This window comes from Pyrinomonas sp. (genome assembly GCF_040289685.1).
In the GTDB taxonomy this organism is placed as follows: domain Bacteria; phylum Acidobacteriota; class Blastocatellia; order Pyrinomonadales; family Pyrinomonadaceae; genus Pyrinomonas.
Genome location: NZ_PSLQ01000035.1, coordinates 1 through 25569 on the forward strand (window position 1 = coordinate 1; position 25569 = coordinate 25569).

The following is a 25569-nucleotide window of genomic DNA, read 5'->3' on the forward strand; positions in this document are numbered from 1 at the left end:
TTGACATCCTCCCCACGGCACGCAGCCGGGGGATTCCCGGAGGTGATCCGAGATGGTTCGCGCTTCGTCGGGTGCTGCCCTGCACAGCCGCAGCGCGTGCTGGGTCTTACGCTCCCTCCACGCGCAGACGGGGCTGCCCGGCCGCCAGAAAAATTCTACCCCGCCTTCATGTAAGGCGTGTGAAAGGAGGCAAGGCGGCGCTCCTCCCCATGCCTGAAGGCAGGGGTCTCCGCGCCGTCGTGATCCGATGAAAGCCCGGTTTGTGATTGTGACGATCTTGCTCGCTGCCCTCCAATGCGGCCAAACAGCGTGGGGACAAGGTGCGAAGATGGCCGGAAACGAGAAGTTCCCTTTCCTTCCACAAGAGGAGCTGATTTACGAAGGAGAGTTCTCCAAACTCGTCTTGCGCAACATCAACATCGCCGAGTTTCGGTTCGTGTCTCAACGTGCACCATCGTCTTGCGCCGGGAACGAATTGGCTTCGCTTGACGCGCTGACAACGCCATTGCGTTCCGTATGCGCCGCGTCCGAGCCGCCCCTGCTGTTTACGGGCGAAGCGCACGCAGTCGGCTGGTTTCACCGCTTGTTCGGCATCGATTTTCAATACAAGCTTGAATCGCGCGTCGAGGCGTCATCTTTCAACGTGATCGAAACGAAGAAATACGACCAGCAAGGCTCGCGCGTGCGCGTCGGTTGCGCAACGTTCGATCGCAACAACGGCCGTCTGACTTGGACCGAGCACGATCCGCGTGATCCGACGCGCGCGCCCAACGTAGTCACCAATCGCATGGGCGGGGCGCCGCTCTACGATCTGCTCACTGCTATCTACTACCTGCGGACCAAACGGTTCGTTCCGGGAGAACAGCTCACGCTCGTCATCAGTGACGCGGGACGGACCTATAACGTGCCGGTTCGCGCATTGGAGATCAAACGGCTCAAGACCGTTCTCGGCGAAGTCGAGACAGTGCACCTCGATGTCGGGCTGTTCGGTCCCACCGGGTTGGTCCAGCGCAATGGACATATGTCGCTTTGGATCACGACCGACGGGCGCCATCTTCCGGTAAGAGCTGAGATGAGCAGCGATCTCGGCACGCTCACCATCAAGCTGAAAAGAATCTCTCACAACGCTGGACCGACAGCAGGGACGGAGCCACCGTCAGCGATCAAGTGCGGCGCGCAGCCAGCTTCCCCCTGAAAGCTTTTCCGAACGCGAAAAAGTCTCGAAGCCAACGAGCGGCGGAAAGCCTCGGTTGACACGAGCCGTGCAGCTCGGTCAAACTGTGTCGGCTCTACCGTAAAGATCGCGGATCGCGGGAGACGGGCGTCATTCGATCGCTGTTTGCGCTCGCCCGCAAGAAGAAGCATGTCATCCGATTTTCGCCCTAGCTCCGCCGAATTCATGCTGGAAGCGTTGTGCGCGCGAGTCGAAGAGACGGCGCAAAAGCTTGCGGCGCTTCCCGAGGTCGAGCCGTTGCCGCCGTTGCCGCGCGCCGATCGCATCAGGCTCTTCGTTCAATCGCCCTACCGGCTTTTCCTCTACTGGAGCTTAGCGCATGATCCCTTTGCGACGTTGCGCCGCATCTTCGGCGACCGCGCGACGCAATACGCGCTCTTCGTTCGCTTGACCGATCTGCTCGGCGGCCAACAGCACTTGCGTCCGGCGTCGCCTGACGGCAACGAATGGTTCGATGTTTTTCCGGCGCGGCTTTATCGCGTCGAACTAGGGCTATTCGCTCCGGGGCGTCCGTTCATCCGGTTGCTCGTTTCAAATGAGGTGCGCACGCCGCGCGCCAGTGTGTCGCCGCTGTTAGACCAAACGCTTGAGTTCCAAGCGCCGCCGGAAGCCTTTGTCCGAATGCTCGTCGAAGCAGGCCAGGCATTGGACGCGCTTGGGGCAGCGCTCGAAGCGACGCCGATGCGTGTGGCTGACTTGCCGGCGGAGATCTTTTCCGAACTCTCGCCCGAAAGGGCACGCCTGCTCGCGGCTTTGGCTGCTGGGCTGTCGCTGGAAGAATTGCAGAGGATCTTCGCGCCCGAACTGATCGCGTGGCTTTCAACCTTCGACTATAAGGCTCTGCGCGCAGCGCTGCGTGCAGCGCTTCCCTTCGCCGCGGAGATTTCCTCGCTCGGCCCATACGGTGCCAGCGAGTCGTTCATGCCGCGCGGCCCGTTTTCGCGTTTCATGCCGAGTCTCGCTGCAGGAAGGTTGCTGGCGAAGGGCTGAAGATCGCCGGCGCGGCGGGTGCCGGTCGAGCGATCGGGCCACATCCACCGACAGCTTTCAAGGCTTGATCGCCGGCGAAGCGCCGTGATCAGTAAACGAATCAAACGCCACATGCCCGAAGCCTATTTCAGTTTGGTGCTTCACGCTCATCTGCCTTTCGTGCGCCATCCGGAGCATCCCGAATTCCTCGAGGAGGATTGGCTCTATGAAGCGATCACGGAGGTCTATCTGCCGCTCATCTTCGTCTTTTCAAATCTCGCACGGCTCGGCGCTGGACCGCGCTTGGCGATGAACGTCTCGCCGCCGTTGTGCGAGATGCTGGCGGACGAACTGTTGCGCGCGCGCTACACACGCCACCTCGAAAATCTGTTGGCGCTGGTCGAAAAGGAACTGGAGAGGACGGCACGCCAAGCGCCGGAGTTTCACGCGACCGCGCGCATGTACCACGAAAACTTGACTGCGGCGCGCCACCTTTGGGAAGAGGTTTACCAGCGCGATCTCGTGCGCGCCTTTCGCGAACTTCAAGATGCTGGCGTGCTCGAAATCATCACTTGCGGCGCAACGCACGGCTTTCTGCCGCTTATCTCAACCGAAGAAGCGCGCCGCGCGCAGATTGAAGTGGCGGTGCGAAACTACCGGAAACATTTCGGACGCCAACCGCGGGGCATATGGCTTCCCGAATGCGCTTACGAGCCGGGATTGGAAAGGCTTCTAGCAGCCGCTGGGCTCGAATACTTCATCGTCGATGCGCACGCCATCCTCTACGGAGACCCGCGTCCGCGTTACGGCGTGCACGCGCCAGTGCGTTGCCCGAACGGAGTGGCCGTCTTCGCCCGCGACCCGGAGACAAGCCAGCAGGTTTGGAGCTCCATCACTGGGTATCCGGGCCACCCAGATTACCGCGAGTTTTACCGCGATATAGGTTGGGATGCGCCCTATGACTACCTCAAACCGCATCTGCACAGCGACGGGCAGCGCCGTCATTTGGGGTTGAAGTATCATCGCATCACTGGACGCGACGTGCCGTTGCACGAAAAAGTGCCCTACGATCCCGAAGCGGCGCGGCAAAGGGCGCTGCTCGACGCCGAGCATTTCGTCCGCACGCGCCTTGAACAAGCGGCGCGCCTACGCCCGGTTTTGTCCGGGCGCACGCCGCTGATCGTCTCGCCTTACGACGCAGAACTCTTCGGTCACTGGTGGTACGAAGGACCGCAATTTCTCGATTTCGTCTTCCGCTTGCTCCACCAACAGCGCGAAGCCATTCGACCGGTGTCGCCTGGCGACTATTTGGATCTCGGGCAACCGATCCAAATGCAGCAACCGGCCCAGTCATCTTGGGGAGCTGAGGGCTATTTCAAAGTCTGGCTGAACGAAGGCACGGCGTGGATGTACCCTTACCAACACGCCGCCGAAGCGCGCATGACGTCATTGGCCGACGCACACGTAACAAACGCAGATGAACTGACGCGCCGCGCGCTCGATCAAGCGGCGCGCGAACTGTTGCTCGCCCAGTCGAGCGATTGGGCGTTTCAAATCTACCAAGGGACGACGGTCGAATATGCTGTGCGCCGTTTCCGCGCCCATATCCACCGCTTCAACCTCTTGGCCGACGACATCGAACGCGGGCAGATCGACGCCGTACGCCTTGCGGAGATCGAAAGGCGCGATTCGATCTTCCCCGAGATGGACTTTCGCCTCTACTGCTCGCAACGCACATGAACAGCGGCCACCCTTTTTAGGGCGCCTTGCGCCCGTCTGATCGCTTCGGTAATGTTCTCCTTACCGATACGAAATGCCGCACAACGCGGACACCTTCGATCGCATTCTCGTTGACGCACGCTACACGCTGCACCATCGTCGCTCGCGCCGCGCTCGTTGGCAAGCGGAAGCGCGCCCGAACTACATCTTGCTGGTTCTGCTCGACGGCGAGTGGCGATTCAATGTCGCCGGGCGCACGGGAGCCGCGCAACCGGGCGATGCGTTGATCGCGCTGCCGCGCGAGATGCTTCGCGCGCACGCACGCGAAGCGGCGGAATCGCTCTTCTTGTCGCTTTCGCCAACTCTGATCCTCGATTGCGCCGTGCGCGCACGCGTCGCACGCAGCGATGCGCTCATCGAGTTCGACGCGCACCACATCACGGGCGACGCGCGGCTCGTGCGCTACGCACGCGACCTAACGGAAGAGCTCGCCGCCGACGAAGCCGGCAAAGAGATGGTGACCGCGGCGCTCGTTGAGCAGACCGTGGTCCATCTCCTGCGCCGTTACGCCAAAATACGGCGCGCGGATGCGCTGGAACTGACGCGCGCCGGCTTGGTCGATCGTCGCTTGCGCCGCGCCGTCGAACTGATGCACGCGCAACTCGAACGCGAACTACCGCTCGAAGAACTGGCCGCGGCGGCTTATCTGTCACCTTTTCACTTCGCGCGCCTCTTCAAGAGGGCGACCGGCACTACACCACATGCCTATCTGTCAGCCCTGAGGTTGGCGCGCGCGGAGATCCTGTTGGCGGAGACCGATCTGTCCATCACCGAGGTCGCTACGCGCGTCGGCTACAACAGCCCAAGTCACTTCGCCAAAGCCTTTCGCCAAACGACCGGACTCGCGCCGCGCGCTTTCCGCGCAGCATCAACGCGCGGAAAGCGTAGTGCGTCAAAGCGCTGAGAAGCGAAGAGCGTGCGACGACGAGACCGTTCTTCCACAGGCTCCCGCCGCGCAAGCAACGCGAAAAGAGCAATCGAGCGCTCTTTTTTCGCAAGATAGCGCAAGACGCACGCGCGTCTCGGCGTATATGCTCTTGCCATTGCAAATCTAACCCCGTTTCTCCGGAGGGATGAAGATGGCCGTCGAAAAAGGCGCGGAGATCGCTCCAGCGCAAGGCAGATTGGGCGTTCTGCTCGTCGGATTGGGCGCTGTAAGCACGACGTTCATTGCGGGCGTCGAAGCCGTCAAACGAGGTCTAGCCGAGCCGGTCGGCAGTTTGACGCAGATGGGTACGATCCGCCTCGGCAAAAGAACAGACAACCGCGTGCCCAAGATCAAAGATTTCGTGCCGCTCGCTGAACTCGATGATCTGGTCTTCGGCGCGTGGGACATCTTTCCCGATTCGGCTTATGAAGCCGCATTGCAAGCGGGCGTGCTCGAAAAGGAGCTGCTTGCGCAACTCAAACCGCAATTGCAAAAGATCAAGCCGATGCGCGCCGTCTTCGATCAGCGCTACGTCAAAAGACTAAATGGCACGCACGTCAAAGAGGGCAAAACGAAGATGGACTTGGCCGAACAACTCATCGAGGAGATCGCCGAGTTCAAACGTCGCCACCGCTGTGCACGCTTGGTGATGATTTGGGCGGCTTCCACAGAAGTCTTCATGAAACCACACCCCGTCCATCGCACGTTGCGGTCGTTTGAAAAGGGGCTCAAAGAGAATCATCGGGCGATCGCGCCTTCGATGATCTACGCCTACGCGGCGCTTCGTGCTGGCATCCCGTTCGCCAACGGCGCGCCGAATCTGACGGTGGATATCCCGGCCATGGTCGAACTCGCCAACGAACGGAACGTCCCCATCTGTGGCAAGGACTTCAAGACCGGTCAGACCTTGATGAAGACGATCATCGCGCCCGGTTTGAAATCTCGTCTGCTCGGGCTTCATGGCTGGTATTCGACCAACATCCTCGGCAACCGCGATGGCGAAGTATTGGACGATCCGGAGTCCTTCAAAACCAAAGAAGAATCGAAACTTTCGGTCCTCGAATACATCCTTCAGCCCGATCTCTATCCAGAACTCTACAAAGACTTTTCGCACCTCGTGCGCATCAATTACTACCCGCCGCGCGGCGACAACAAAGAAGGATGGGATAACATCGACATCTTCGGTTGGCTCGGCTATCCGATGCAGATCAAGATCAATTTCCTGTGCCGCGATTCCATCTTGGCCGCGCCCATCGTGCTCGATCTGGCCCTCTTTCTCGACCTGGCGCAGCGCGCCGGAATGCGCGGCATCCAAGAATGGCTCTCCTTCTACTTCAAATCGCCGATGACGGCTCCCGGACTCTATCCGGAGCATGATCTGTTCATTCAATTGATGAAACTGAAGAACACGCTCCGACACCTTCGCGGCGAAGAGCTGATCACACACCTCGGACTCGAGTACTACGACTGAAACTCAAGCTAGGTGCGCAGCCAAAGTGCAGAGCATTGGGCGCGCAACGGCCAAGCGGTTGACGCTTTCGTGACACCGCTTGACGTTTACGTGCGATTTTTCGACGCTTTCGCGCACGGATGACGGGCGACGTTGACACGAAGTGTCAAAAACCTCCTGACGCAATTTGTCAGGCTAGGACGCTTACGCGCGCGAAGATCTTGATTAAAACAGACGTAAGCCTTATATTTTGCGCCTTTCAAGTGGTTCGAGATGATCTCGAATGGGTCGTTTGCGTCCGCCGCGCGATGGCGTTGTCGGCAAGGAGCGAACCGAACGCTTCAGGCGGGCATCAACAGAAGTAGCGGTGCGCCGCTTGCATGAGAGATGACCGCGGAGCGTAAATGGCCTCGACTGAGACCATCCGCGAAGAAAAAGGCTGTCGGTCATCTTTCGGCAAGGAGGTCACCATGATAGCGGAAATGACAGAAAGAAGAAGACACGACCTTGTCGTTCTCGATCCAGATCAGAAGAGTCCGCGAGCGCGCGAGTTCGAGGAGAAGCTCGCCGCGCGCATCGTCGGCCAAGAGCGGGCCGTGCGTCGCATGAGCGGCCTGTATCAGATCTATCTTGCCGGGATGAACCCGCCCAATCGCCCCATCGGCACCATGCTCTTTTTGGGGCCGACGGGGTCGGGTAAAACGCGCGTCGTCGAGGCCGCGGCCGAAGTCCTCTTCGGCGATCCCAATGCCGTCATCAAGATCGATTGCGCCGAGTTTCAACACTCGCACGAGATCGCCAAACTGATCGGCAGCCCTCCAGGCTACTTGGGCCATCGCGAAACCAGCCCGCTGCTTACGCAGGAGAACCTCGACCGGTTCCAAACCGAGGAGAACAAGCTCAGCCTCGTCCTCTTCGACGAGATCGAGAAGGCGTCTGACGCTTTGTGGCAATTGCTGCTCGGCATCCTCGACAAGGCTACTTTGACGCTCGGCGACAACCGCCGCGTCGACTTCTCGCGTGCCCTTATCATCATGACCTCGAACTTGGGCGCGCGCGAAATGTCCGAACTCGTCTCAGGCGGCATCGGCTTTGCTCCAGCCCCCGGCGCGCGCAACGCCGAAGACACCGAGGTGGATCAGAAGATCTATCGCACCGCGCTTGAAGCGGCGCGCCGCAAGTTCAGTCCCGAATTCATGAACCGCATCGACAAGGTGGTCGTCTTCCGCGCGCTCAAGGAGCACCACCTCAGATGTATCCTCGATCTTGAACTCGCCGCCGTGCAAGAACGCATCATGCGCGGCGCAGGCGTCAAGTTCATCTTCCAGTGCTCCGAAGCGGCCAAAGAGTTCCTCTTGCGCGAGGGCATCGATTTCAAATACGGCGCGCGCCACTTGAAACGCGCTGTCGAGCGCTTCCTCGTCTATCCGCTTTCGAATTTGGTCGCCACCGAACAAGTCGGCTTGGGCGATCTCGTCGTCGTCGATTTCGACCCGAAAGCCGAAAAACTCGTCTTCACCAAGCGTTCCGGCGGCGCGCTGGTGAGCGATTTCGATGAAGAGGACGCGCCACCAGAGCACACGCAGACGCGCTCTGGCGGAGCAGCCCTCTCGCTTCCGCAAACCAAGGTAGCCAAGCGCGGTCAAGCCCGCGGCGAAAAGTCGGAAAACTGAAGTCCTCGGGATTCGATTCGAAAACGATGAGGAGCGGGCTGCAAGCCCGCTCCTCATCGTTTTTCGGAGTGCTTTTCCAAAATCACACCGAACTTGATAGCCGTCTTTGTCGCAAAAAGTCGGCCCACTGCGAAGCGTTCGTGCGAGGCCAGATTGATGCTCCACATGTCTGCAGCGAGATGTCCTCGCGCCGTTGTACTGCGAACGGGAAGGAACGAAAGCGAGCCAACCAACGCGCGCGTCACGCGCCGATCACCGTCGCCACGGCTGCAGCGGACCGGGAGCTCTCAATCGGTTCAACGCTTCGCGCGTAGCCTCCGCTAGATAAGGGTCGCGCGCCGTGAGCAGGGCGCGCAGAGCTGGTTCAGCTCGCGGGTCGCCAATTGATCCAAGGGCGCGTGCGGCCTCACGGCGCAAATCGTCTGTGGATCGTCTATCGGTCAAAACAGCGATCAATGCGGGCACAGCCTCGCTCCGTCCGATTTGACCCAGACTGCGCGCTGCAGCGCGCCGCACGAACTCATTCTCCGGTTCGCGGCGTCCGAATAAACCGGAGATGCCGCTGGCACGAAAGCGTCGGTTCAAGCTCTGCACGAGCGCTGCCACAGCCCGCCTATCCCCTATCTCTCCCAATGCGACGGCGGCTGCGGCGCGCACGCCGTGGTGACGATCTCGCAACAGACTTTCGATGAGCGGCTCGACGGCAAGTTGACTCTTCGTCCGCCCGAGCGCGTAGGCAGCTTCTCGCCGCACGAACTCATCGCGGTCGCGCAACAAGGGGATGAGCAGGCGCGCCGCCTCATCCGCAGGGAGAGCGAGCACGGCAGAGGTTGCCGCCGCACGCACTTTGGCATCCGGGTCGTCGAGCGCGATGGCCGCAGCACGCGCGGCATCGCTTCTTCCGAGCGCGCCAAGGCGCATCACAGCATCGCGTCGCTCTTCGACATCCGACGACAAGGTGCGCCGCTTTTGACGTTCGATCGCTACGTTCGCGTCGAAGAGGATCGGCGCAGAAGATCGTGTCTGGAGCGCAAGGACATGGGCCGAAAAGGAAAGCGAAAGGATGACAACGGAGCAGAGCGCGAGGCGCCGGACGTTTGCTCCCACCGGCAACCGGACGATCAGAAAAACGGGGCAAACTGCGCGTTCACGCATCAAGCGCGCGAGATTTCTTCGCTGCGTCGCTGATGAGACAGAACGAGAAAGGATGAGCGCCAAGCGCGCCACCCGTTCTTCCCAGCGTCGGGGGTCTCTGGCTGCAAGCCGTGGGGTATTGACGTGACGCGCGATCACCGCTCTTTCAGTTGACCGCGCTCGGATCATGGGTGCGGGGCGAAGACGGAAGCAGCTCGGCGTTCGGCGCGCCGTCGGGCAGCCTCCCATTCGAAAGCTTGTCGCGCACGCCTGTTTTCGCGCTCGTTCGCAAGGTGCGTGAGCAAGTCGTCATCCCACGCAACGGCCAGCGAGCGAGCGCGCCGCATCGATTCCATGATCGAGATGTAGTCGAGAACCTCTTGAACCTCTGAATCGGTTAAAGAGTCGAGTTTGAGAGCGAGGCGCTGGCGGTCTGTCAATCGCTTGGCCATCTTCGTAGCTCCTTGCGCGAGGCGCGACGGCCAAGCGCAATCTGTTACGAGGAGTTGCGCCGGACCGTCGGCGAATTTTGGTCAATCGAGCGAGAACGAAAGTCTGCTTTTCTCACCGTCTAGTCTTGCTTCTGAAGTTTTGCTTTGCTCGTCGTTTTCGCTCCGAAACGGCGAAGACGCATCGGAATATAACTGAATCCCGAGGCTCAAAGCAAGCGCGATGGCTCGCCAACGCGCGCTGCCGTAGAGCAGCTCAACGTCCAAAAGTCGGAGGAGACCGCCGTGTCGCGCGAAATCAGCCTTGCCGGAAGCGCAACTTCGCTCACCGAAAGAGCGGCGCGCTTGAGCACCCGCCGCGCGCGTTGCTCTGCAATGCACGCTCGTGTGCGCGTGGGCGCATCCGAGCGTGAGCGCGTCGGTGTCGCAAGTCGCCCTGAGCTGTCATTTCGAGCGCTTTCTCCGAAGAACGGGGCGCCGCCGCAAGCGGCAACGCCCTTCAAGCATCGATCTTGGAGGCCACCGCGTGCATGGTATCGACGATGAGCACGGCGATCGGCGGGTAAAAGATCAGGTCCGGACGCAAGCGTTGATCGAAGAAGAAGGCCATGTCGCTGACGATATAATAGGTGTGCTCTCCGACGATCAATCCCGCCGCCAGACTCACGATGTAACCGACGATCAAAAAGGCCGAGGCAACGGCGCGGCTGAACGGTCTTCTTTCCGGCTCGACCTGCATGAGCGAAGTCTGAATCGGCATCGGGCGGTAAGTATAGTAAGCGAAGCAGGTTCGCAACCGCGCCGCCAAGTGCCAAACGCCGATGACAAAGAGCGTCAGCAGAATTGCCCGCCCGAACAGGTCCAGACTCTCCCACAAACGCGGCTTGAGCATGGCGACGAAAAAGGTTGACAGAAAGAGTGTCACCGTCGTGAAGACGGCCTGCGCGCGCATAAACGCTTCTCGCCTTTCAGCTTCCAACCATCTCTCGACGGCGCGATCCCAACGCGCCTGCGCCGCTGCGCGCCGCATTCGTTGGGCGTGTGGATTGTTTGAGTCGAAGACCGAGCCGCTGCGCATGATTCGATTCCACTGCGCATCATAGCGCGCCCGCTCGTGCGGGTTGCTCAGCGTGCGATAGGCGAGCGCAATCAAAGCGAATTCGCGCGCTGCCTGCTCCGATCCACCGTTCAGATCCGGATGGCGTTTGCGTGCTAATCGGCGGTAGGCGGATTTGATCTCCGCCGCCGTTGCCGTCCGCTTGACGCCCAAAATCGCGTAGTAGTCGATCATGCGCGGCTCTTCGCTCAATAGGAAGTCGGGTGCGCCGTCTGGCACGTTGCGCCCAGCCCTAGACCGCCGGTTGCAATCATACAACATTTTGGGCGGAGTAGTCCGCCCAAAATCAACGTCCTCTTCTTCGGTAGGTCGGAATGGAGGGTCTGCCGTGAGGTGAGCACAGAGGCGGAGCTTTTGCCTCTCTTTGAGGCTACGGGGTGAGGACTACAATGAATCCGCACCCTGTGCTCGCAAACCACTTTCAGCAACTGGCGTGCCGCTTTTCGCAGCGCGCGGGCGTGTCCGCGCAAAGGAGCGAAAACGCGCCCTGTTCACGCAAAAGGGTCTTTCGGGCTCGTCCTGCGAACGCAAAACATCGTCAACAGGAGTGAACAACTCGAAAGACAGATGGCGCCAAAAGTGGACAACGGACAGTGAGTCGGGCGAGATCTGCGTCGTGAACCTGAGCTTTAGCCGTTGAGGCGATGCTGTTCCACCGCGTAAAGAAGCGGGTTGAGTGGACTTGCGGCCACTTCGCCCGGAAGTTGTCCGGGGAAGAAGACCTCCATGTCCACGCGCTGGTAGTCGTTGCGCGGTTCAGTGAGGCGCGCCCCGTCGGCGTAGTAGATCACGGTCATCACTTCGCGCGTGCGAGTTGTCGTGTTCGGTTCGGCACAGTGCAGCAGATAACCGGCATGAAAGGTCGCGTCGCCGGCGCGTAGGTCGTTGCCGATCAGTGGGTACTGGCGCTCGGCGATGAGTCTGCGATAGAACTCATCCGCTTCGTTCGAGATAACCAGATCCCCGCACGGGCCTTCGCGGTGCGATCCGGCGGCGAAGGTCATCGTCCCCATCTCGCGTGACGCGTCCACAAGCGGCATCCACATCGTGACGGTCTTCGACGTATCGAGCGGCCAATAGACTTGATCCTGATGCCAAGGCGTCCGTTTTCCACCCGGCGGTTTGAAAAGCGCCTGATCGTGGTAAAGGCGCACGCCTCCAACGCCCATTAATTCGGCAGCGATGCGTGCGAACCGGCGGGCAAAGACGAACCGACGCGCGGCTTCGCTCCGCTGCCACAGATTGGTCACTTGCAAGAAAATGTCGCTGTAGTCGTCAATCTTCTTCGGCTTTTGGCGCCGTTGAGCGTTTTCGCGCACAGCTTCGACCAACGCCGGGCGGTAAGCGGCGATCTCCGCAGCGGACAACACGCTGCGCAGGAGGATAAACCCGTCGTGATGATAGCTCTCAATCTGCTCAGCGGTCAGCGGATAAACATCATCCAGAACAGGCAAGTTTTCGGCACGCATCGCTCTCTTCTCCATCTAAGTCACAAACGCGGTCAAGCAACGGCGAGAACATATAACGAGCCGGAGAGGATTGACAACCCGACGCGAAACTGCCAACCTTGCATGTTGGGAAAAGCAGAACTGAAGATCCTTCCGACCGAAGCGCGCTTCAGCGTCCGTTTTCGGACCAGAGCGCCCAAAGAAAGGAGAAATGGAGAATGGCCGACATTCAACGTACAGCCGAAGCGACTTGGACTGGAGGCTTGCGCGATGGTCTAGGCAAGATAGATAGCACAAGCGGCGTGCTACGCGAGACATCTTACAGCTTCGCCACGCGCTTTGAGCAATCGCCGGGGACCAACCCCGAAGAATTGATCGCCGCGGCCCATGCGGCATGCTACAGCATGGCTTTCGCCGCAACGCTCGAACGTAAAGGGCACAAACCGGAGAGCATCACGACGCGGGCAACCTGCACCGTTGCGCCGCAGCCGACCGGCGGCTTCAAGATCACGCGTATCAAACTCGAAACGCGCGGCAAGGTTCCCAACCTCGATGGCGAAGCTTTTGCCGCCATCGCGCGCGAAGCCGAGCAAGCCTGTCCCGTTTCCAACGCACTGCGCGGCGGCGTCGAGATCGAACTCGAGGCGAAACTCGACGAGCAGGCGGCATCCGCCTGACGGCACGAGCGAAGAGACGGGCGACGCGCGCCGCCTCAACCTCCAGCGCGGAGCCTTTTCAAAGGCTTTGTCGGTGGCTTTGGCCGCAAGGCTCCGCACCAGTTGAATCGCGAAGCAGCGGTTCTCACGCTTCATTCTCAAAAATCGATCAAAAACGTCCATTGCGTGCAATACTTTTAGGGCGAGTGGCAGCGGGCCTCGCTCCATGGCTTTCGAGACCGATCGAAAACGCCACTATGCTCAAATGGGACGTCGTTTCTTCGGATCTCGTGGACGCTGAGAGGAGACGACTGTGGAAGATCATTTGACATGGCCCGAATTTCAACCGCCAACACGTTTGCGCGGCACGCAAAAGAGCGCCATCCGCCAGCTCTTTGATCGCGCGCCAGTAGGCAGCATCAATCTCGGTCTCGGCGAACCGGATCTGCCGACGCCCGATGTCGTCAGACGCGCCGCGGCGCGCATCGTGCTCGAAGAGCAGAACGGCTACACGACGCACGCTGGATTGGAGAGATTGCGCGAGTTGGTCGCGCGCGCGCATCCGCCTTTCGTCACATCACCGGAGCAGGTGGTGATCACCGCCGGTTCGCAAGAAGCGCTCTATCTTGCGCTCATGACGTTGGTCGATCGGGGCGACCGTGTGCTCCTGCCTGATCCCGGTTTCGTCGCCTACCCGACCATCGTTCGTATGGCGGGCGGCGAACCGGTCTTCTATCGTCTACCGAGCACGAACGATTTCGCCTTCGATTCGACGGAATTTTACCGCCACCTGCAGGACCAGCGGATCAAAGCCGTCGTACTCATCAGCCCGTCAAACCCAACTGGCCGAGTGCTGACGCGCTCGGACCTTGCGCAGATGGCGCAGATGCTGGACCGACTCGGGACGTGGGTCATCAGCGACGAAATCTACCGCGAGCTATACTACACGCCAGAACGTCCTGCTTCGCTTTCGGAACTCTACCCGCGCACGGTGGTCATCGGCGGGTTGTCCAAAGCGATGAGCATGACTGGATGGCGTTTGGGCTGGCTCTGCGCCCCGCCCGATGTCGCGCGCGCGGCGCTCGTGCTTCATGGCTACGTGACGACGTGCGCCTGCACCATCTCGCAAAAAGCGGCGCTGGCCGCATGGACCGAAGAGGCGGAAGAAGCGCGCCGCCAGATCCGCGCCATCTTTCGCGCGCGCCGCGACCATCTGCTTGAACTCATCTCCCGACGCTTGGGTCGCCGCGCCATCGTCCCCGAAGGAGCTTTCTACGCCATGCTCGATGTGCGCGACTGCGGCAGCTCCGCGGAAGTTGCCGAAAGGCTGCTGACGAGCGGCGTTATCACCGTCCCCGGCTCTGCCTTCGGCGCCGAGGCGGAGGGTTTCCTGCGACTCTCTTTCTGCGCACATGAAGCCGCGCTCGATCAGGGCGTCGAACGGATCGCACGAGCGCTCAGTTGATCGCGTGCTGCCGAAACTCTTTGCACGCAAAAACCGCTTGCGGATGAAGCACGGCTGATCGTCCGTCGACAGCTTGCTTCGATGGCGGTCCGACCTTGTAATCCACGCTCTAGACAAAAAAGCGAACTCCCATGTCGTTCCGTTTGCCGCGCTCTTTCTTTGACCGCGATAACTCCAAGTCCAAAAACGAACCACTACTGCTGGCGTCGCGAGGCTCTTCCCCCGAGAATCCATGATCAAAGAAAGCCTTTGCGGAAGCGAATATAGTCAAAGCGCGTATCGCTGTCGGGAAGGGAGTCAATGTAAAGCACACATTTACGGGAGCGCATCACGTAGATCGCTGCCGCTTTTACGCCTGCAAAGCGCGTGAAAACGCGATTCATGACCAGCTTGACACCCGCTGGGGCTTGCACTACGATGAACTTGTGCAACGATTCTCAAACTCCGAACAGGGTCGTCAAAGATCGCCGCTCGGGTAGGGGAGACCAATGTTCGACCTGAAAGCTTATCTTCCGATCCTCTTGATGTTCATCGTCGCGGCTGGCTTTGCCGTCTCGCAAATCGTTCTATCTCAATTGATCGGGCCGAAAAAGCGAACGCCCACCAAACTCATGCCCTATGAGTGCGGCAAGGACCCAGTTGGATCGGCGCGCGAGCGTTTCTCCGTCAAGTTTTATCTGGTCGCGATGATCTTCGTGTTGTTCGACATCGAGCTGATCTTCCTCGTCCCATGGGCGGTGGTTTTCAAACGTTTGGCTGGGCCGGAGTTCGGATTGGGAACGCTCATGTACGTTGAGATGATGCTCTTCATCGCGCTTCTTTTCGTCGGCTTCATTTACATCTGGAAGAAGGGCATCCTCGATTGGAGCCAAGCGGCACGTCAAGAAGCGCTCGTCGAAGCAGAGCTGCTCGAAGAGCAAACCGACAAAGGACTGCGACGGGCTGCCTGATCAAACTCGGTTCGCTTCGGCGAACCAGGTGGGGATTTGAACGATGGGGCTTGAAAACATTCTGACCGAATCGTTGCCGGAAGTACTGACAACGCGGCTTGATTCACTGGTCAATTGGGCGCGCAAATCGAGCCTTTGGCCAGCGACGTTCGGCCTAGCGTGCTGCGCCATCGAGATGATGAATGCGACGAGTTCGCGCAACGACTTGGCGCGATTCGGAGCCGAAGTTTTTCGCGCCAGCCCCAGACAAGCGGACGTGATGATCGTCTCAGGGCGCGTCTCGCGCAAAATGGCTCCCGTACTGCGGCGCATCTACGACCAGATGCCGGAGCCGAAGTGGGTCATCTCAATGGGGGCGTGCGCCACATCGGGCGGGGTTTTTGACAACTACGCCATCGTTCAAGGCGTGGACAAGGTCGTTCCCGTGGATGTGTACATTCCGGGCTGTCCGCCGCGCCCCGAAATGCTCGTGCACGCCATCATGATGCTGCAGGAGAAGGTAGCGAAGGAGTCCATACGCGACCGCAAGGACGCGCCCGAAGCGGAGTCGCGCCATGCCGTGCTACCGGGCACCTTGCCGGTCACGGACGAGACGACGCGCGAGGCCAACGTCGTGCCGGAATCGCGCCCGTACACCATTGCGTCGCGTCATGAACGGCGGCGCTCCTCATGATGGGGACTTGAGAGCGGACGGAGAGCAATGGCCGAAGAGCAGAAGAACGCCCAGAAAGTCGCCGGAATGAATCGGAACAACGTCGCGCCGCTGCCGCTTGCGCAACTGGTAGCGGCGCTTGAGCGTGAGCATCCCGAATGGATCAGCGAGGTGCGCGAAGCACTCGGCGAGACGACGCTCATCGTCCCGCGCGAACACCTGATTGAAATTTGCCGCTACCTGAAGACGACGCCCGGTTACGATTTCAACATGCTAGTTGACATCTGCGGCGTTGATCGCGGACCGGAAGAGGAGCCGCGTTTCGAGGTCAACTACCACCTCTTTTCGACGTTGAGCTATCACCGTTTGCGCTTGAAAGTTCTGCTCAACGAAGAAGACGCGCGCGTGCCGACGGCGACCGTAGTGTGGCGCACGGCTAATTGGCATGAGCGCGAAACCTTCGACATGTTCGGCATCCTCTTCGACGGCCACCCGGATCTACGGCGCATCCTCTTGCCGGAAGATTGGCAGGGTCACCCGTTGCGAAAAGATTTCCCGCTGCGCGGCTATGAACCGTACAGCCTGAAGTAGGCGAAAGGGCGTTTTGGAGAGGACGCCGATGACAACACAAATCGCGCAACTCTTTACGGTCGCCGATCTCAAAGCGCTGCCGGAAGACGGCAAAGGGGACGAACTGACAAAAGGCGAACTATTCGTGTCGCGCGCGCCACACCTTCTCCATCAACTTTCGCTAAAGAACGTCCTCAGACCGCTCCTCGTTTATCCTGAAGAGAGCCCAACCGGAGCGGTCGTTTCGGAACCGGGCGTCGTTCTGAGCGAGCATGATGCGGTGCAGACCGACATCGGCTTGAAGCTCAGCGAAGCGGTTCGACAAAGCCATTCCTTGGGATGGCAAGCTGATCGCCGCCCCGGATCTGGTGAGCGAAACCCTTTCGCCGGGCAAGCGGAACGTTTCGGCGAGACCGCGAGTTGAAACGTGAGCTTTAAGGCGCGCATGGTGCGAAAGCGCACTGGATCATGGACCGGCTAGCTTCCGAGCTCACAGTCCGGAAAAGGGTTGAAGAGAGCATAGACGCTCGACGTGAGCGAAGAGCTGAGATCAACGCTGCTACCAAGGTTTCACTTTCCCAGTCAGGGAAGATTTTCAAGTTCTCTGTGGGCAAACGATGAGCACAACCGTTCGGAACATTCCGCCGCAGTTTGAAGTCGTCGATCGTCCGCTCGAGACGCAGATGACCCTCTCGATGGGGCCGCAGCACCCTTCGACGCACGGCGTGTTGCGTCTGGAACTGGTGCTCGACGGCGAGATGGTCGTCAAATGCGTGCCCGACATCGGCTATCTCCATACGGGGATGGAGAAACTCTTCGAGTACAAGAAATATCAACAGGGGATCGTCATCACGGACCGAATGGATTACCTGAATCCGCTCGGCAACAACTTGGGCTACGTGATGGCGATCGAAAAGCTCTTGCAACTAGAGATCCCCGAACGCGCGCAGGTCATCCGCGTGATGATGTGCGAACTGCAACGCATCGCTTCGCACATGGTCTGGTTGGGGACGCACGCGCTCGACCTTGGCGCGATGTCGGTCTTCTTCTACGCCTTTCGCGAACGGGAGAAGATCCTGAACCTGATTGAAGCGGCGTCGGGCGGGAGGTTGACCCCGTCTTATTTCCGCGTCGGCGGCTTGATGATGGACCTGCCTGCGGGGTTCGAGCGGCGCGTGCGTCAGTTTCTCGACACCTTCCCCAAAGCGCTCGACGATTTTCACGCGCTGCTGACCGAAAACAAGATCTTCCAGAAACGGACGCAAGGCATTGGCATCATCTCCGCCGAGGATGCTATCGATTGGGGCGTCACCGGCCCGTCGCTGCGCGGAAGCGGCGTCAAGATAGACGTGCGCAAGACGAATCCGTATTCGGGTTATGAAACTTACGACTTTGAAATTCCGGTCGAAACAGGGGGCGATGTCTGGTCGCGCTACATGGTGCGTATGCGTGAACTCGAGGAATCTTTGAAGATCATCCGTCAAGCGCTCGACCGGCTGCGCCCCGGTCCGGTCAAAGCGGACGCGCCGAAAGTGGTCTTGCCCGAGCGCGAAGCGATGAAGACGCACATGGACGCGCTCATCCACCACTTCTTGATCATCGCCGAAGGTTTCAACGTACCGCCCGGCGAAGTCTATCACGCGATCGAAGGCTCCAAAGGCGAACTCGGTTTCTACATCAAGTCTGACGGCGGACCACGTCCGGCCCGCGTTCACGTGCGCGCGCCGAGCTTCGTCAATCTTTCAGCGCTGCCGCACATGGTGACCGGCGAGATGATCGCCGACGTGGTCGCCGTGATCGGTTCGATCGACATCGTGCTCGGAGAGATCGATAGATGATGGGCGTTTCGGGAAGGGATCCTAAGGGACTTCCTCCGCCCGACTAAATGAGACTATGAATCCTTTACCGAAAGAGATCGAAGAGGAGATTCAAAGCTTTTCGCCAGAAGTCGAGGCCGAGATCGACCGGCACATCGCCAAGTATCCGGTCAAGCGTTCGGCCATCTTGCCGATCATGTTCATCGTCCAACGCGAGCGCGGCTACCTAGATGCCGCCGGCATCGCCTACATCGCGCGCCGGCTGGACCTGACGATCACGGACGTGTGGGAAGTAGCCACTTTCTACACGATGATCAACCTGAAACCGGTCGGCAAGTACCACATTCAGGTCTGCCGCACGCTCTCGTGCCAGCTTCTCGGTGCCGATAAGATCGTCGAGCGCATCTCGAAGAAGCTTGGCATCGAGCCGGGCGAGACGACGCCCGACGGGCGCTTTACGCTCTCATGGGTCGAATGTTTAGGTTCGTGCGGCACCGCTCCGGCGATGCAGATCGGGTTCGATTACTACGAGAACCTGACGCCGGAAAGAGTGGATGAGATCCTTGATTCGTTGAAGGAGTAGGAGCGACCAAGATGGGCGACGGCGAAGATAGAGCCTGAAACGCTCGAGCGCCCATCGCCTATCGCTCTCGTTAAGAAAGCCTATGCGTATCGAAGCCATCGGTTGCGAACCGCTTCTGCTTGCGCGGTTCAATTTGGAGAACTCCCGTTTGCTTGAAACCTATCGGCGGCACGGCGGCTACGAAGCGCTCCGCAAAGCGCTCACGACGATGTCGCCAGAAGACGTGATCAACGAGGTCAAAAAGTCGGCGCTTCGCGGGCGGGGCGGCGCGGGCTTCCCGACGGGCACGAAGTGGAGCTTCGTCCCGAAGGATTCGCCTAAGCCGAAATACGTCGTCTGCAATGCAGACGAATCCGAACCGGGCACGTTCAAGGACCGCTACCTGATGGAGCGCGATCCGCACATGTTGATCGAAGGCATGTTGATCGCGGCCTACGCGCTCGGTGCGCACACGGCCTACTGCTATACGCGCGGCGAATACAAGTACCTGATCGACATCATGGATCAAGCGATCGAAGAGGCGCGAGCAGCCGGACTAGTCGGCGAGCGCATCTTCGGAACTGATTTCTCCTGCGAGGTCTACACGCACACGGGCGCTGGCGCCTACATCTGCGGCGAAGAGACAGCGCTGCTCAATTCGCTCGAAGGCTTGCGCGGACACCCACGCATGAAGCCGCCCTTTCCCGCAGTCGCCGGACTTTACGGCTGCCCGACTGTGGTCAACAACGTTGAGACGCTCTGCGCCGTCCCGTGGATTATCATGCATGGCGGCGATGCTTATCGCGGTTTGGGCACCGAAAAGAGCGGCGGGACCAAACTTTGGTCCGTCTCCGGTCACGTCAAATACCCGGGCGTCTACGAGCTGCCGATGGGATACGACGACATGGAGAGATTCATCATGGAGGATTGCGGCGGCATCCCGAACGGGCGGAAGCTGAAGGCCGTCATCCCCGGCGGCTCCAGCGTCTACATCATGAGCGCCGACGACATCATCGGCAAGGATGTGCGCATGGACTACGAGGGATTGGTCGCTGCCGGTTCGATGGTCGGCTCCGGCGGCTTCATCGTCATGGACGATACGGTTGACATCTTCGAATCGACCAAGAACCTGATTGAGTTCTACAAACACGAATCGTGCGGTTGGTGCACGCCGTGCCGCGAGGGGACCGACTGGCTGGTCAAAGCCTTCAAGCGCATTGCGCGCGGCGAAGGGCGGCCCGAAGACGCGCAGTTGCTTTTGGATCTGTGCGACAACATCGAGGGCAAGTCCTTCTGCCCGCTGGGCGATGCAGCAGCGTGGCCGATCCAATCGGCGATCAAGCGCTTCCCCGAAGACTTCAAACGCCATTTGGTGCCGCTCGTCGAACGGGAACGCGCCGTCGCTTAAGCGACGAGATCGCACGAAGGTGCGGCGCAAGAGGCAGTCGCCGCTGGTGATGTGGAGTCGCTTCGCAAGAGATGAGCGCTGCGAGTGGTGCCGCAAGGCGGCGGGAACGACCGGTGGGAAACACCCGAGCACAGCTCAAGCTGATCAATGCGGCGGAGGAATCGCTCGCCCGCTGCGGCCAACTGCCGCCGGAGCAGATGCGAGCCTGCGAGACCGAAGCGCCGTTCATCGCGGGCGCTGTCCGCACGGTTTTGCCAACGAATGTCGTCAAAGCGCTTGGGCTTGAAGCGTTGCATCAAGAGGCCGCCAAATCCGCCGATGGGCGAGAAAGAAGCGGTTAACGTCGTCGGGCGGCCCGTCATGGTCATCGGCAATAGGCGCACGTTTAAAGGAGTTGCTCGGCAACGAAGTTTTGATCGGGCAGACGGGGTCCGAAACACTGGACCTGTTCCTCGGTCCGGTCAACGGAAGGCTGGTGCCCAACCCAGCGCATTCGGATCAGACAGTCAACAAACTCAAATGAGAGTGTCATGGCGGAACTAGTCAAAGTTACCATCAACGGCGAAGTTTACGAGGTCGAGAAAGGTCGCTTGCTCATCGACGTGTGCCGCGAGAAGGGGCACGCCGTGCCGTCGTTCTGCTACTACGCCGATCTCGCGTTGCAAGCTTCGTGTCGCATGTGCTTGGTGCGCATCGAGAAGATGCCGAAGCTTCAGACCTCTTGCACGGTGACGGTCACCGACGGTATGGTGGTGACGACCGAATCAGAAGAGATCGAAAAGGCGCGGCGCGGCATGCTCGAATTTTTGCTCGCCAACCATCCGCTCGATTGCCCTGTTTGCGATCGCGGCGGCGAATGCGAGCTACAAGAGCTGACGTTCGATTGGGGCAATCTCGAAGAGCGTTTCATCGAACCGAAGAACTATCAGCCTGAGCGCTATCTTTCGCCGATGGTCGCCAACGACCCGCAACGTTGCATCCTCTGCAAACGGTGCACGCGCGTTTGCGATGAGTGGATGGGCGAAGAGGCGATCGAGGCTGGCGGGCGCGGCGCGGCGACCATCATCAGCGCCTACGGCGATTGGCTCAACTGCTCGCAGTGCGGCAACTGCATCGAGGTCTGCCCGACGGGGACGCTGCTCGACGCGACCTATCGCCATCAGGCGCGCCCGTGGGAGCTTGTGCGCACGATCTCGACTTGCACCTTCTGTTCCGACGGATGCCAGTTGGCGCTCGGCGCGCGTGGCGAAGAGGTCCTGCGCACGGTGGCGCGCGACCGCTACGTCAACGGCATCAACGGCGAGTTCCTGTGCGTCAAAGGGCGCTTCGCTTCGCATCCGTTCGTCAATCACCAAGCGCGCCTGCGCACGCCCATGATCCGCTACCGCAAGGGCGGCAAACTGCTCCCCGCTACGTGGGATCAGGCCGTCGAGTTCGTCGCGCAACGCCTGTCCGCTATCAGGGATGCGCATGGACCAGAAGCGATCGGCGTCGTTGGCAGCCCGCGCTTGACCAACGAAGCGAACTACACGCTGCTGCGTTTTGCGCGCGATGTCATCGGAACGGAGAACTACACGGCGACCGATGCCTTCTCGCTCGTGCCGTTCTTTGAGAACATGAGCGCGCCGCTCGCCACGCACCGCGACATACGCGACGCGCAAACCATCTTGCTGATCGGCGGCGAGCCAGAGGAACTTCAGCCGCTCACCGGCAAACAGATCCGTCAAGCCGTCCGCAACGGCGGCGCGCGCTTGATCGTCGTCAACAGCGTGCCAATTCGTTTGACGAAGAACGCGGCGCAGTTCATCCACTCCCGACCCGGTGCGGAAGAGGCTTTCGTTCTTGCGCTCGTCGCGCGCGACGAAACCGAATTGGCGGCGCGTAAGATGGGAGTCGAAGCGAGCGAGATCGAGCGGGCCCGCCGCGCGCTCGGCGAAACGCAAGGCACCGTCGTGATCGCGTTCGGTCAGTTGAGTCCAGCGGCGCAGAAAGCCGTCGCTCAACTGCCGCACCTTTATGCAGGCGACGGACGACGCTTTCTCTTCCATCCGCTGCCCCTTTTCAACAACAGCGTCGGCGTCCACGACATGGGGCTAATGCGCGGCGCGATGACGGCGACCGAAATGCTCGATGCGGCGGGCGAACCTATCCGCGCCCTCTACGTCGCCGGGAGCTTCCTGCGACAACAACTCGATGGGCGGGCCGAAAAGCTCGGGCGATTGGACCTGCTCGTCGTGCAGGAACTGTTCGAGACCGAAACGACCGAGCATGCAGATGTCGTGCTGCCGGCAGCCTCTTTCGCCGAAGTTGACGGCACGTTTACGAACAACGCCGGGCAGGTCCAGCGCGTGCGTCAAGCGATTCCGCCCGTGCACCTGTCGAAACCGGATTGGCTGATCGTCGCTTCGGTGGCGGAAGCGATGGGGGCGAAATTCGGCATCGAGCTATCGGCGAGCGCTATCTTCCGCGACATCGCAGCCAACGTCCCGGCTTATCAGGGGTTGCGCTACCCGTTGCTGAAGGACGAATCGCGCCCCGTGCAGGTCAAGCACGCGCTCGCAGAGCGGCGCGACATCGGGAGCGAGATCGAAGCGTTGCACGCAGCGGTTGCGCAAATGGACGAAGCTGCTCCGAAGATCACGGAGACGCCGCCCGTCGGCCATGAGCTGTTCAAACTCGGCACATTGACCGAGAAATTGCCGCAGTTCCATTACCTCGCGGCAGGCAATCCGAAGCCGGAGAACACGCTCGCGTCGTCGCCGCTCATCCAATTGACGATCGATGCGGCGCTGCGCAAACGAAGAGAAGAGATGGCCGTAGCTGGCGATTGATCTGTTGTCCAAGTCGTTCGCCTCAAGGGTCGCGCCGCGACGTCGCTCTGTGAATTTGGCGTGGGCGCGCATTCCCATGGCTCGCGCCGATTGACCGCAGCGGTCCGGTTAATTGAAGTCGTCATCGCTCATGGCGGACCGTTGAGAATGGAACAACCGCCATTCACATGATGAGAGGCCTGATGGATTCCGCGCGACCGGTTGCGCGCGAAGTGACCGCCGCGGATTTTCGCTCTTGCCGCCATTTTCGGCTTCTGCCGACTTGCGCGCGCAAGACGCGATCAGTACCATAATTTGTTTTCCCGTCACGGATCCGGTAGGTTCGCCATGGATTTGAGCAACCCTTACATCCAAGCCGCGCTGCAGTTCCTAGCCATCTTCATCACTTTCAACGTCGTTTTGATGATCGTCGCCTACACGGTCTTGGCCGAGCGACGCATCCTCGGTTTCATCCAGGGGCGTTTGGGGCCGAACCGCGTTGGTCCGGGTGGCGTGCTGCAGCCCTTCGCCGATCTCCTTAAATTCATCTTCAAAGAGGAGATCGTGCCCGACAAATCGACGCGCTTCGTCTATTTCCTCGCGCCCGTCATCGCCGTCACGTCGGCGATGATGACGCTGATCGTCTATCCGTTCGGCCCGCGCGTCACGCTCCCTTATTTCGGGCAGGTCGAGCTAGTGATCGCGCGTTTCGACATCGCGCTCCTTTACGTCTTGGCCGTCACCTCGATCGGCGTTTATGGGATCGTGCTCGCTGGCTGGGCATCGAACAGCAAATACAGCCTGATGGGCGGTCTGCGCTCTTCGGCACAGATGATCTCTTACGAACTGTCGCTGGGGCTTTCGCTCGTCGGCGTCATCTTGATGAGCGGAACGCTCGATCTATATGAGATCGTCGAGCAGCAGTCCGGCTGGTACGGAGCGAAGTGGAACATCTTTCCGCAATTCATCGGCTTCATCGTCTATTTGACATCGGCGATCGCGGAGACCAACCGCGTGCCGTTCGATCTGCCGGAAGCCGAAACCGAGCTGGTCGCCGGATTCCACACCGAGTACAGCGCGCTTAAGTTCGCGCTCTTCTTCATGGCTGAGTACATCAACATGTTCACCGTCTCGGTGCTGGCGACGACGCTCTTTCTGGGCGGTTGGAACGTGCCCGGATTGTCGCTGCTGTTCGCTCCGGGCTCAGTTCCTTTCGCCGTCTTTAGCGTCATCGGCTTTTTCGTCAAAGTCTTCTTCTTCCTGTTCCTCTACATCTGGCTGCGCGGCACGCTGCCGCGTTTTCGGTTCGATCAACTGATGGCTTTCGGTTGGAAGTTCCTGTTGCCGGTCGCGCTGCTCAACGTCGTGTTGACGGCGACGCTCGTCTGGCTCGGCGTGCTGTGACGAAGCCATTTGGGCTTCGGCCAAGCGCGGCAAACGATAAGCTCTTTGGACTCCGATTGAACGACGCAAGACGAAACAGGTTGTTTCGCTCCGATTGAACGATGACGATTTTGATCTTTCTGCTGTTGGCCGTGTTGACCATCGGCTGCGCCGTGGCGATGGTGGCGCAACGTAATCCGCTCTACAGCGCCATCGCCTTGATCGGCGTCTTTCTCGGCATGGCTGGGATTTACGTGACGCTCGCTGCGCCCTTCATCGCGGCCATTCAGGTGATCGTCTATGCGGGCGCGATCATGGTGCTCGTCGTCTTCGTCATCATGCTCCTGAACGTCGAAGAAGAGGTGCGCCGTCCGCTCCGCCTGCGCTATCTGATACCGCTCGGCATCTTTCTCGCGGCGCTGCTCTTTGCGGAGACGGCGTTCATCATCTACTTCGTCGAAACTTCCGCCTACAACCCGCCGCCAGCGACCCAATCGAACGTCGGGTTGACGGCCTCGGTCGGCACGGGCCTTTTTACGAAATACCTTTTGCCGTTCGAGATCACGTCGCTTCTGATCTTGATGGCGATCGTCGGCGCGATTACGTTGGCGCGCCGCGTACCGACGTTGGAAATCAACAGACCCAGACGGCGTGCAGCGGAAGAAGAGCGCAGCCAGACGAGCGCCGATTGATGCCGCGATTCGCTCGATCGGCGAAGGACGTTGAACGCACAAGCGGAGGATTCGCTGCAAAACCGCATCGCGAGGACACATAGAAGATGGTTCCGTTATCGTGGTATCTGGCTCTTTCCGCCGTGCTCTTCACCATCGGCGCGGCGGGCGTCATCATCAAGCGCAATGCGATCGCGATGTTCATGTGCATCGAGCTGATGCTCAACGCGACCAACATCACGTTCGTCGCCTTTTCGAGCTTCTTCCGCGACGTGACGGGGCAGCTTTTCGTCTTCATCGTGGTGACGGTGGCGGCAGCGGAAGCAGCCGTCGGGCTCGGCATCATCATCGCCATCTTCCGCAACCGCCTGTCGCTTGACGTAGATGACGCGAGCGTGCTCAGAGATTGAGCGCGAAGCGATCTCTTCATCGAGTTCTCTTGGC

24 protein-coding genes and 2 pseudogenes are annotated in these 25569 nt (G+C 60.0%); 21 read left to right on the forward strand and 5 right to left on the reverse strand.

Annotated elements, in window-relative coordinates:
• The first annotated feature begins 328 nt into the window (after positions 1-328).
• From C4334_RS08850 to C4334_RS08875, 6 genes are all read left to right on the forward strand, one after another.
• A complete protein-coding gene (locus tag C4334_RS08850) occupies positions 329-1195 on the forward strand; it encodes a DUF3108 domain-containing protein (RefSeq protein WP_352431725.1) in 867 nt (288 codons plus the stop codon).
• Positions 1196-1363: 168 nt separating this feature from the next.
• Positions 1364-2224 carry a DUF4912 domain-containing protein gene (locus C4334_RS08855; RefSeq protein ID WP_352431726.1) on the forward strand — a complete coding sequence of 287 codons (861 nt, stop codon included), beginning with the start codon at positions 1364-1366 and terminating at the stop codon, positions 2222-2224.
• Positions 2225-2308: 84 nt separating this feature from the next.
• Positions 2309-3943, forward strand: coding sequence for a glycoside hydrolase family 57 protein (locus tag C4334_RS08860; RefSeq protein ID WP_352431727.1), 1635 nt, complete (start codon positions 2309-2311; stop codon positions 3941-3943).
• A 73-nt stretch (positions 3944-4016) separates the two neighbouring features.
• Positions 4017-4886, forward strand: coding sequence for a helix-turn-helix transcriptional regulator (locus C4334_RS08865; protein ID WP_352431728.1), 870 nt, complete (start codon positions 4017-4019; stop codon positions 4884-4886).
• Positions 4887-5061: 175 nt separating this feature from the next.
• Complete coding sequence (locus tag C4334_RS08870; RefSeq protein ID WP_352431729.1) at positions 5062-6381, forward strand: inositol-3-phosphate synthase; 1320 nt, start codon at positions 5062-5064, stop codon at positions 6379-6381.
• Between the two features lie 449 nt (positions 6382-6830).
• A complete protein-coding gene (locus C4334_RS08875) occupies positions 6831-8033 on the forward strand; it encodes an AAA family ATPase (protein ID WP_352431730.1) in 1203 nt (400 codons plus the stop codon).
• Between the two features lie 252 nt (positions 8034-8285).
• On the opposite strand, the gene C4334_RS08880 is transcribed toward C4334_RS08875, so the two are convergent.
• From C4334_RS08880 to C4334_RS08895, 4 genes are all read right to left on the reverse strand, one after another.
• The gene (locus C4334_RS08880) at positions 8286-9188 is read right to left on the reverse strand and encodes a HEAT repeat domain-containing protein (protein WP_352431731.1); all 903 of its coding nucleotides are present in this window, start codon (positions 9186-9188) and stop codon (positions 8286-8288) included.
• A 164-nt stretch (positions 9189-9352) separates the two neighbouring features.
• Positions 9353-9619, reverse strand: coding sequence for a hypothetical protein (locus C4334_RS08885; protein ID WP_352431732.1), 267 nt, complete (start codon positions 9617-9619; stop codon positions 9353-9355).
• Positions 9620-10115: 496 nt separating this feature from the next.
• Complete coding sequence (locus C4334_RS08890; RefSeq protein WP_352431733.1) at positions 10116-10952, reverse strand: J domain-containing protein; 837 nt, start codon at positions 10950-10952, stop codon at positions 10116-10118.
• 410 nt (positions 10953-11362) lie between these two features.
• Positions 11363-12202, reverse strand: coding sequence for a phytanoyl-CoA dioxygenase family protein (locus C4334_RS08895; RefSeq protein ID WP_352431734.1), 840 nt, complete (start codon positions 12200-12202; stop codon positions 11363-11365).
• 197 nt (positions 12203-12399) lie between these two features.
• Here C4334_RS08895 and C4334_RS08900 point away from each other — a divergent pair, with 197 nt between their 5' ends.
• Complete coding sequence (locus C4334_RS08900; RefSeq protein ID WP_352431735.1) at positions 12400-12858, forward strand: OsmC family protein; 459 nt, start codon at positions 12400-12402, stop codon at positions 12856-12858.
• Positions 12859-13150: 292 nt separating this feature from the next.
• The gene (locus tag C4334_RS08905) at positions 13151-14302 is read left to right on the forward strand and encodes a pyridoxal phosphate-dependent aminotransferase (RefSeq protein WP_352431736.1); all 1152 of its coding nucleotides are present in this window, start codon (positions 13151-13153) and stop codon (positions 14300-14302) included.
• 236 nt (positions 14303-14538) lie between these two features.
• On the opposite strand, the gene C4334_RS08910 is transcribed toward C4334_RS08905, so the two are convergent.
• Positions 14539-14733 (reverse strand): hypothetical protein, encoded by a 195-nt coding sequence (locus tag C4334_RS08910; RefSeq protein ID WP_352431737.1) that lies wholly within the window; start codon positions 14731-14733, stop codon positions 14539-14541.
• 57 nt (positions 14734-14790) lie between these two features.
• On the opposite strand from C4334_RS08910, the pseudogene C4334_RS08915 reads away from it, so the two are divergent.
• The 13 genes and pseudogenes from C4334_RS08915 to nuoK form a co-directional block, all read left to right on the forward strand.
• Positions 14791-15168: pseudogene (locus C4334_RS08915) on the forward strand (NADH-quinone oxidoreductase subunit A); the annotation flags it as partial.
• Positions 15169-15295: 127 nt separating this feature from the next.
• Positions 15296-15778, forward strand: a pseudogene (locus C4334_RS08920) (NADH-quinone oxidoreductase subunit B); the annotation flags it as partial.
• 174 nt (positions 15779-15952) lie between these two features.
• A complete protein-coding gene (locus C4334_RS08925) occupies positions 15953-16495 on the forward strand; it encodes an NADH-quinone oxidoreductase subunit C (RefSeq protein WP_352431738.1) in 543 nt (180 codons plus the stop codon).
• Positions 16496-16523: 28 nt separating this feature from the next.
• Positions 16524-16898, forward strand: a complete 375-nt coding sequence (locus C4334_RS08930) for a hypothetical protein (RefSeq protein ID WP_352431739.1) — start codon at positions 16524-16526, stop codon at positions 16896-16898.
• A gap of 259 nt (positions 16899-17157) precedes the next feature.
• Positions 17158-18312 (forward strand): NADH dehydrogenase (quinone) subunit D, encoded by a 1155-nt coding sequence (gene nuoD / locus C4334_RS08935; RefSeq protein WP_502943428.1) that lies wholly within the window; start codon positions 17158-17160, stop codon positions 18310-18312.
• A 55-nt stretch (positions 18313-18367) separates the two neighbouring features.
• Complete coding sequence (gene nuoE / locus C4334_RS08940; RefSeq protein WP_352431741.1) at positions 18368-18874, forward strand: NADH-quinone oxidoreductase subunit NuoE; 507 nt, start codon at positions 18368-18370, stop codon at positions 18872-18874.
• Positions 18875-18956: 82 nt separating this feature from the next.
• Positions 18957-20261, forward strand: coding sequence for an NADH-quinone oxidoreductase subunit NuoF (nuoF, locus tag C4334_RS08945; RefSeq protein WP_352431742.1), 1305 nt, complete (start codon positions 18957-18959; stop codon positions 20259-20261).
• 113 nt (positions 20262-20374) lie between these two features.
• Positions 20375-20602, forward strand: coding sequence for a hypothetical protein (locus C4334_RS08950; RefSeq protein ID WP_352431743.1), 228 nt, complete (start codon positions 20375-20377; stop codon positions 20600-20602).
• Positions 20603-20655: 53 nt separating this feature from the next.
• Positions 20656-20784 (forward strand): hypothetical protein, encoded by a 129-nt coding sequence (locus tag C4334_RS08955; protein WP_352431744.1) that lies wholly within the window; start codon positions 20656-20658, stop codon positions 20782-20784.
• A 7-nt stretch (positions 20785-20791) separates the two neighbouring features.
• Positions 20792-23092, forward strand: coding sequence for a molybdopterin-dependent oxidoreductase (locus C4334_RS08960; protein ID WP_352431745.1), 2301 nt, complete (start codon positions 20792-20794; stop codon positions 23090-23092).
• 327 nt (positions 23093-23419) lie between these two features.
• Positions 23420-24475 (forward strand): NADH-quinone oxidoreductase subunit NuoH, encoded by a 1056-nt coding sequence (gene nuoH / locus C4334_RS08965; protein ID WP_352431746.1) that lies wholly within the window; start codon positions 23420-23422, stop codon positions 24473-24475.
• Positions 24476-24576: 101 nt separating this feature from the next.
• On the forward strand, positions 24577-25146 hold the full coding sequence (locus C4334_RS08970; protein WP_352431747.1) for an NADH-quinone oxidoreductase subunit J family protein: 570 nt from the start codon (positions 24577-24579) through the stop codon (positions 25144-25146).
• Between the two features lie 86 nt (positions 25147-25232).
• On the forward strand, positions 25233-25535 hold the full coding sequence (nuoK, locus tag C4334_RS08975) for an NADH-quinone oxidoreductase subunit NuoK (RefSeq protein WP_352431748.1): 303 nt from the start codon (positions 25233-25235) through the stop codon (positions 25533-25535).
• The last annotated feature ends 34 nt before the right edge of the window (positions 25536-25569 follow it).

What these genes read in the sequence shown, in the direction of transcription:
- C4334_RS08850 (WP_352431725.1), top strand. Translation starts at nt 329, where the DNA reads ATGGCCGGAAACGAGAAGTTCCCTTTCCTTCCACAAGAGGAGCTGATT.
- C4334_RS08855 (WP_352431726.1), top strand. Translation starts at nt 1,364, where the DNA reads ATGTCATCCGATTTTCGCCCTAGCTCCGCCGAATTCATGCTGGAAGCG.
- C4334_RS08865 (WP_352431728.1), top strand. Translation starts at nt 4,017, where the DNA reads ATGCCGCACAACGCGGACACCTTCGATCGCATTCTCGTTGACGCACGC.
- C4334_RS08870 (WP_352431729.1), top strand. Translation starts at nt 5,062, where the DNA reads ATGGCCGTCGAAAAAGGCGCGGAGATCGCTCCAGCGCAAGGCAGATTG.
- C4334_RS08875 (WP_352431730.1), top strand. Translation starts at nt 6,831, where the DNA reads ATGATAGCGGAAATGACAGAAAGAAGAAGACACGACCTTGTCGTTCTC.
- C4334_RS08880 (WP_352431731.1), bottom strand. Translation starts at nt 9,188, where the DNA reads ATGCGTGAACGCGCAGTTTGCCCCGTTTTTCTGATCGTCCGGTTGCCG.
- C4334_RS08885 (WP_352431732.1), bottom strand. Translation starts at nt 9,619, where the DNA reads ATGGCCAAGCGATTGACAGACCGCCAGCGCCTCGCTCTCAAACTCGAC.
- C4334_RS08895 (WP_352431734.1), bottom strand. Translation starts at nt 12,202, where the DNA reads ATGCGTGCCGAAAACTTGCCTGTTCTGGATGATGTTTATCCGCTGACC.
- C4334_RS08900 (WP_352431735.1), top strand. Translation starts at nt 12,400, where the DNA reads ATGGCCGACATTCAACGTACAGCCGAAGCGACTTGGACTGGAGGCTTG.
- C4334_RS08925 (WP_352431738.1), top strand. Translation starts at nt 15,953, where the DNA reads ATGGCCGAAGAGCAGAAGAACGCCCAGAAAGTCGCCGGAATGAATCGG.
- C4334_RS08930 (WP_352431739.1), top strand. Translation starts at nt 16,524, where the DNA reads ATGACAACACAAATCGCGCAACTCTTTACGGTCGCCGATCTCAAAGCG.
- nuoD (WP_502943428.1), top strand. Translation starts at nt 17,158, where the DNA reads ATGACCCTCTCGATGGGGCCGCAGCACCCTTCGACGCACGGCGTGTTG.
- nuoE (WP_352431741.1), top strand. Translation starts at nt 18,368, where the DNA reads ATGAATCCTTTACCGAAAGAGATCGAAGAGGAGATTCAAAGCTTTTCG.
- nuoF (WP_352431742.1), top strand. Translation starts at nt 18,957, where the DNA reads ATGCGTATCGAAGCCATCGGTTGCGAACCGCTTCTGCTTGCGCGGTTC.
- C4334_RS08960 (WP_352431745.1), top strand. Translation starts at nt 20,792, where the DNA reads ATGGCGGAACTAGTCAAAGTTACCATCAACGGCGAAGTTTACGAGGTC.
- nuoH (WP_352431746.1), top strand. Translation starts at nt 23,420, where the DNA reads ATGGATTTGAGCAACCCTTACATCCAAGCCGCGCTGCAGTTCCTAGCC.
- C4334_RS08970 (WP_352431747.1), top strand. Translation starts at nt 24,577, where the DNA reads ATGACGATTTTGATCTTTCTGCTGTTGGCCGTGTTGACCATCGGCTGC.
- nuoK (WP_352431748.1), top strand. Translation starts at nt 25,233, where the DNA reads ATGGTTCCGTTATCGTGGTATCTGGCTCTTTCCGCCGTGCTCTTCACC.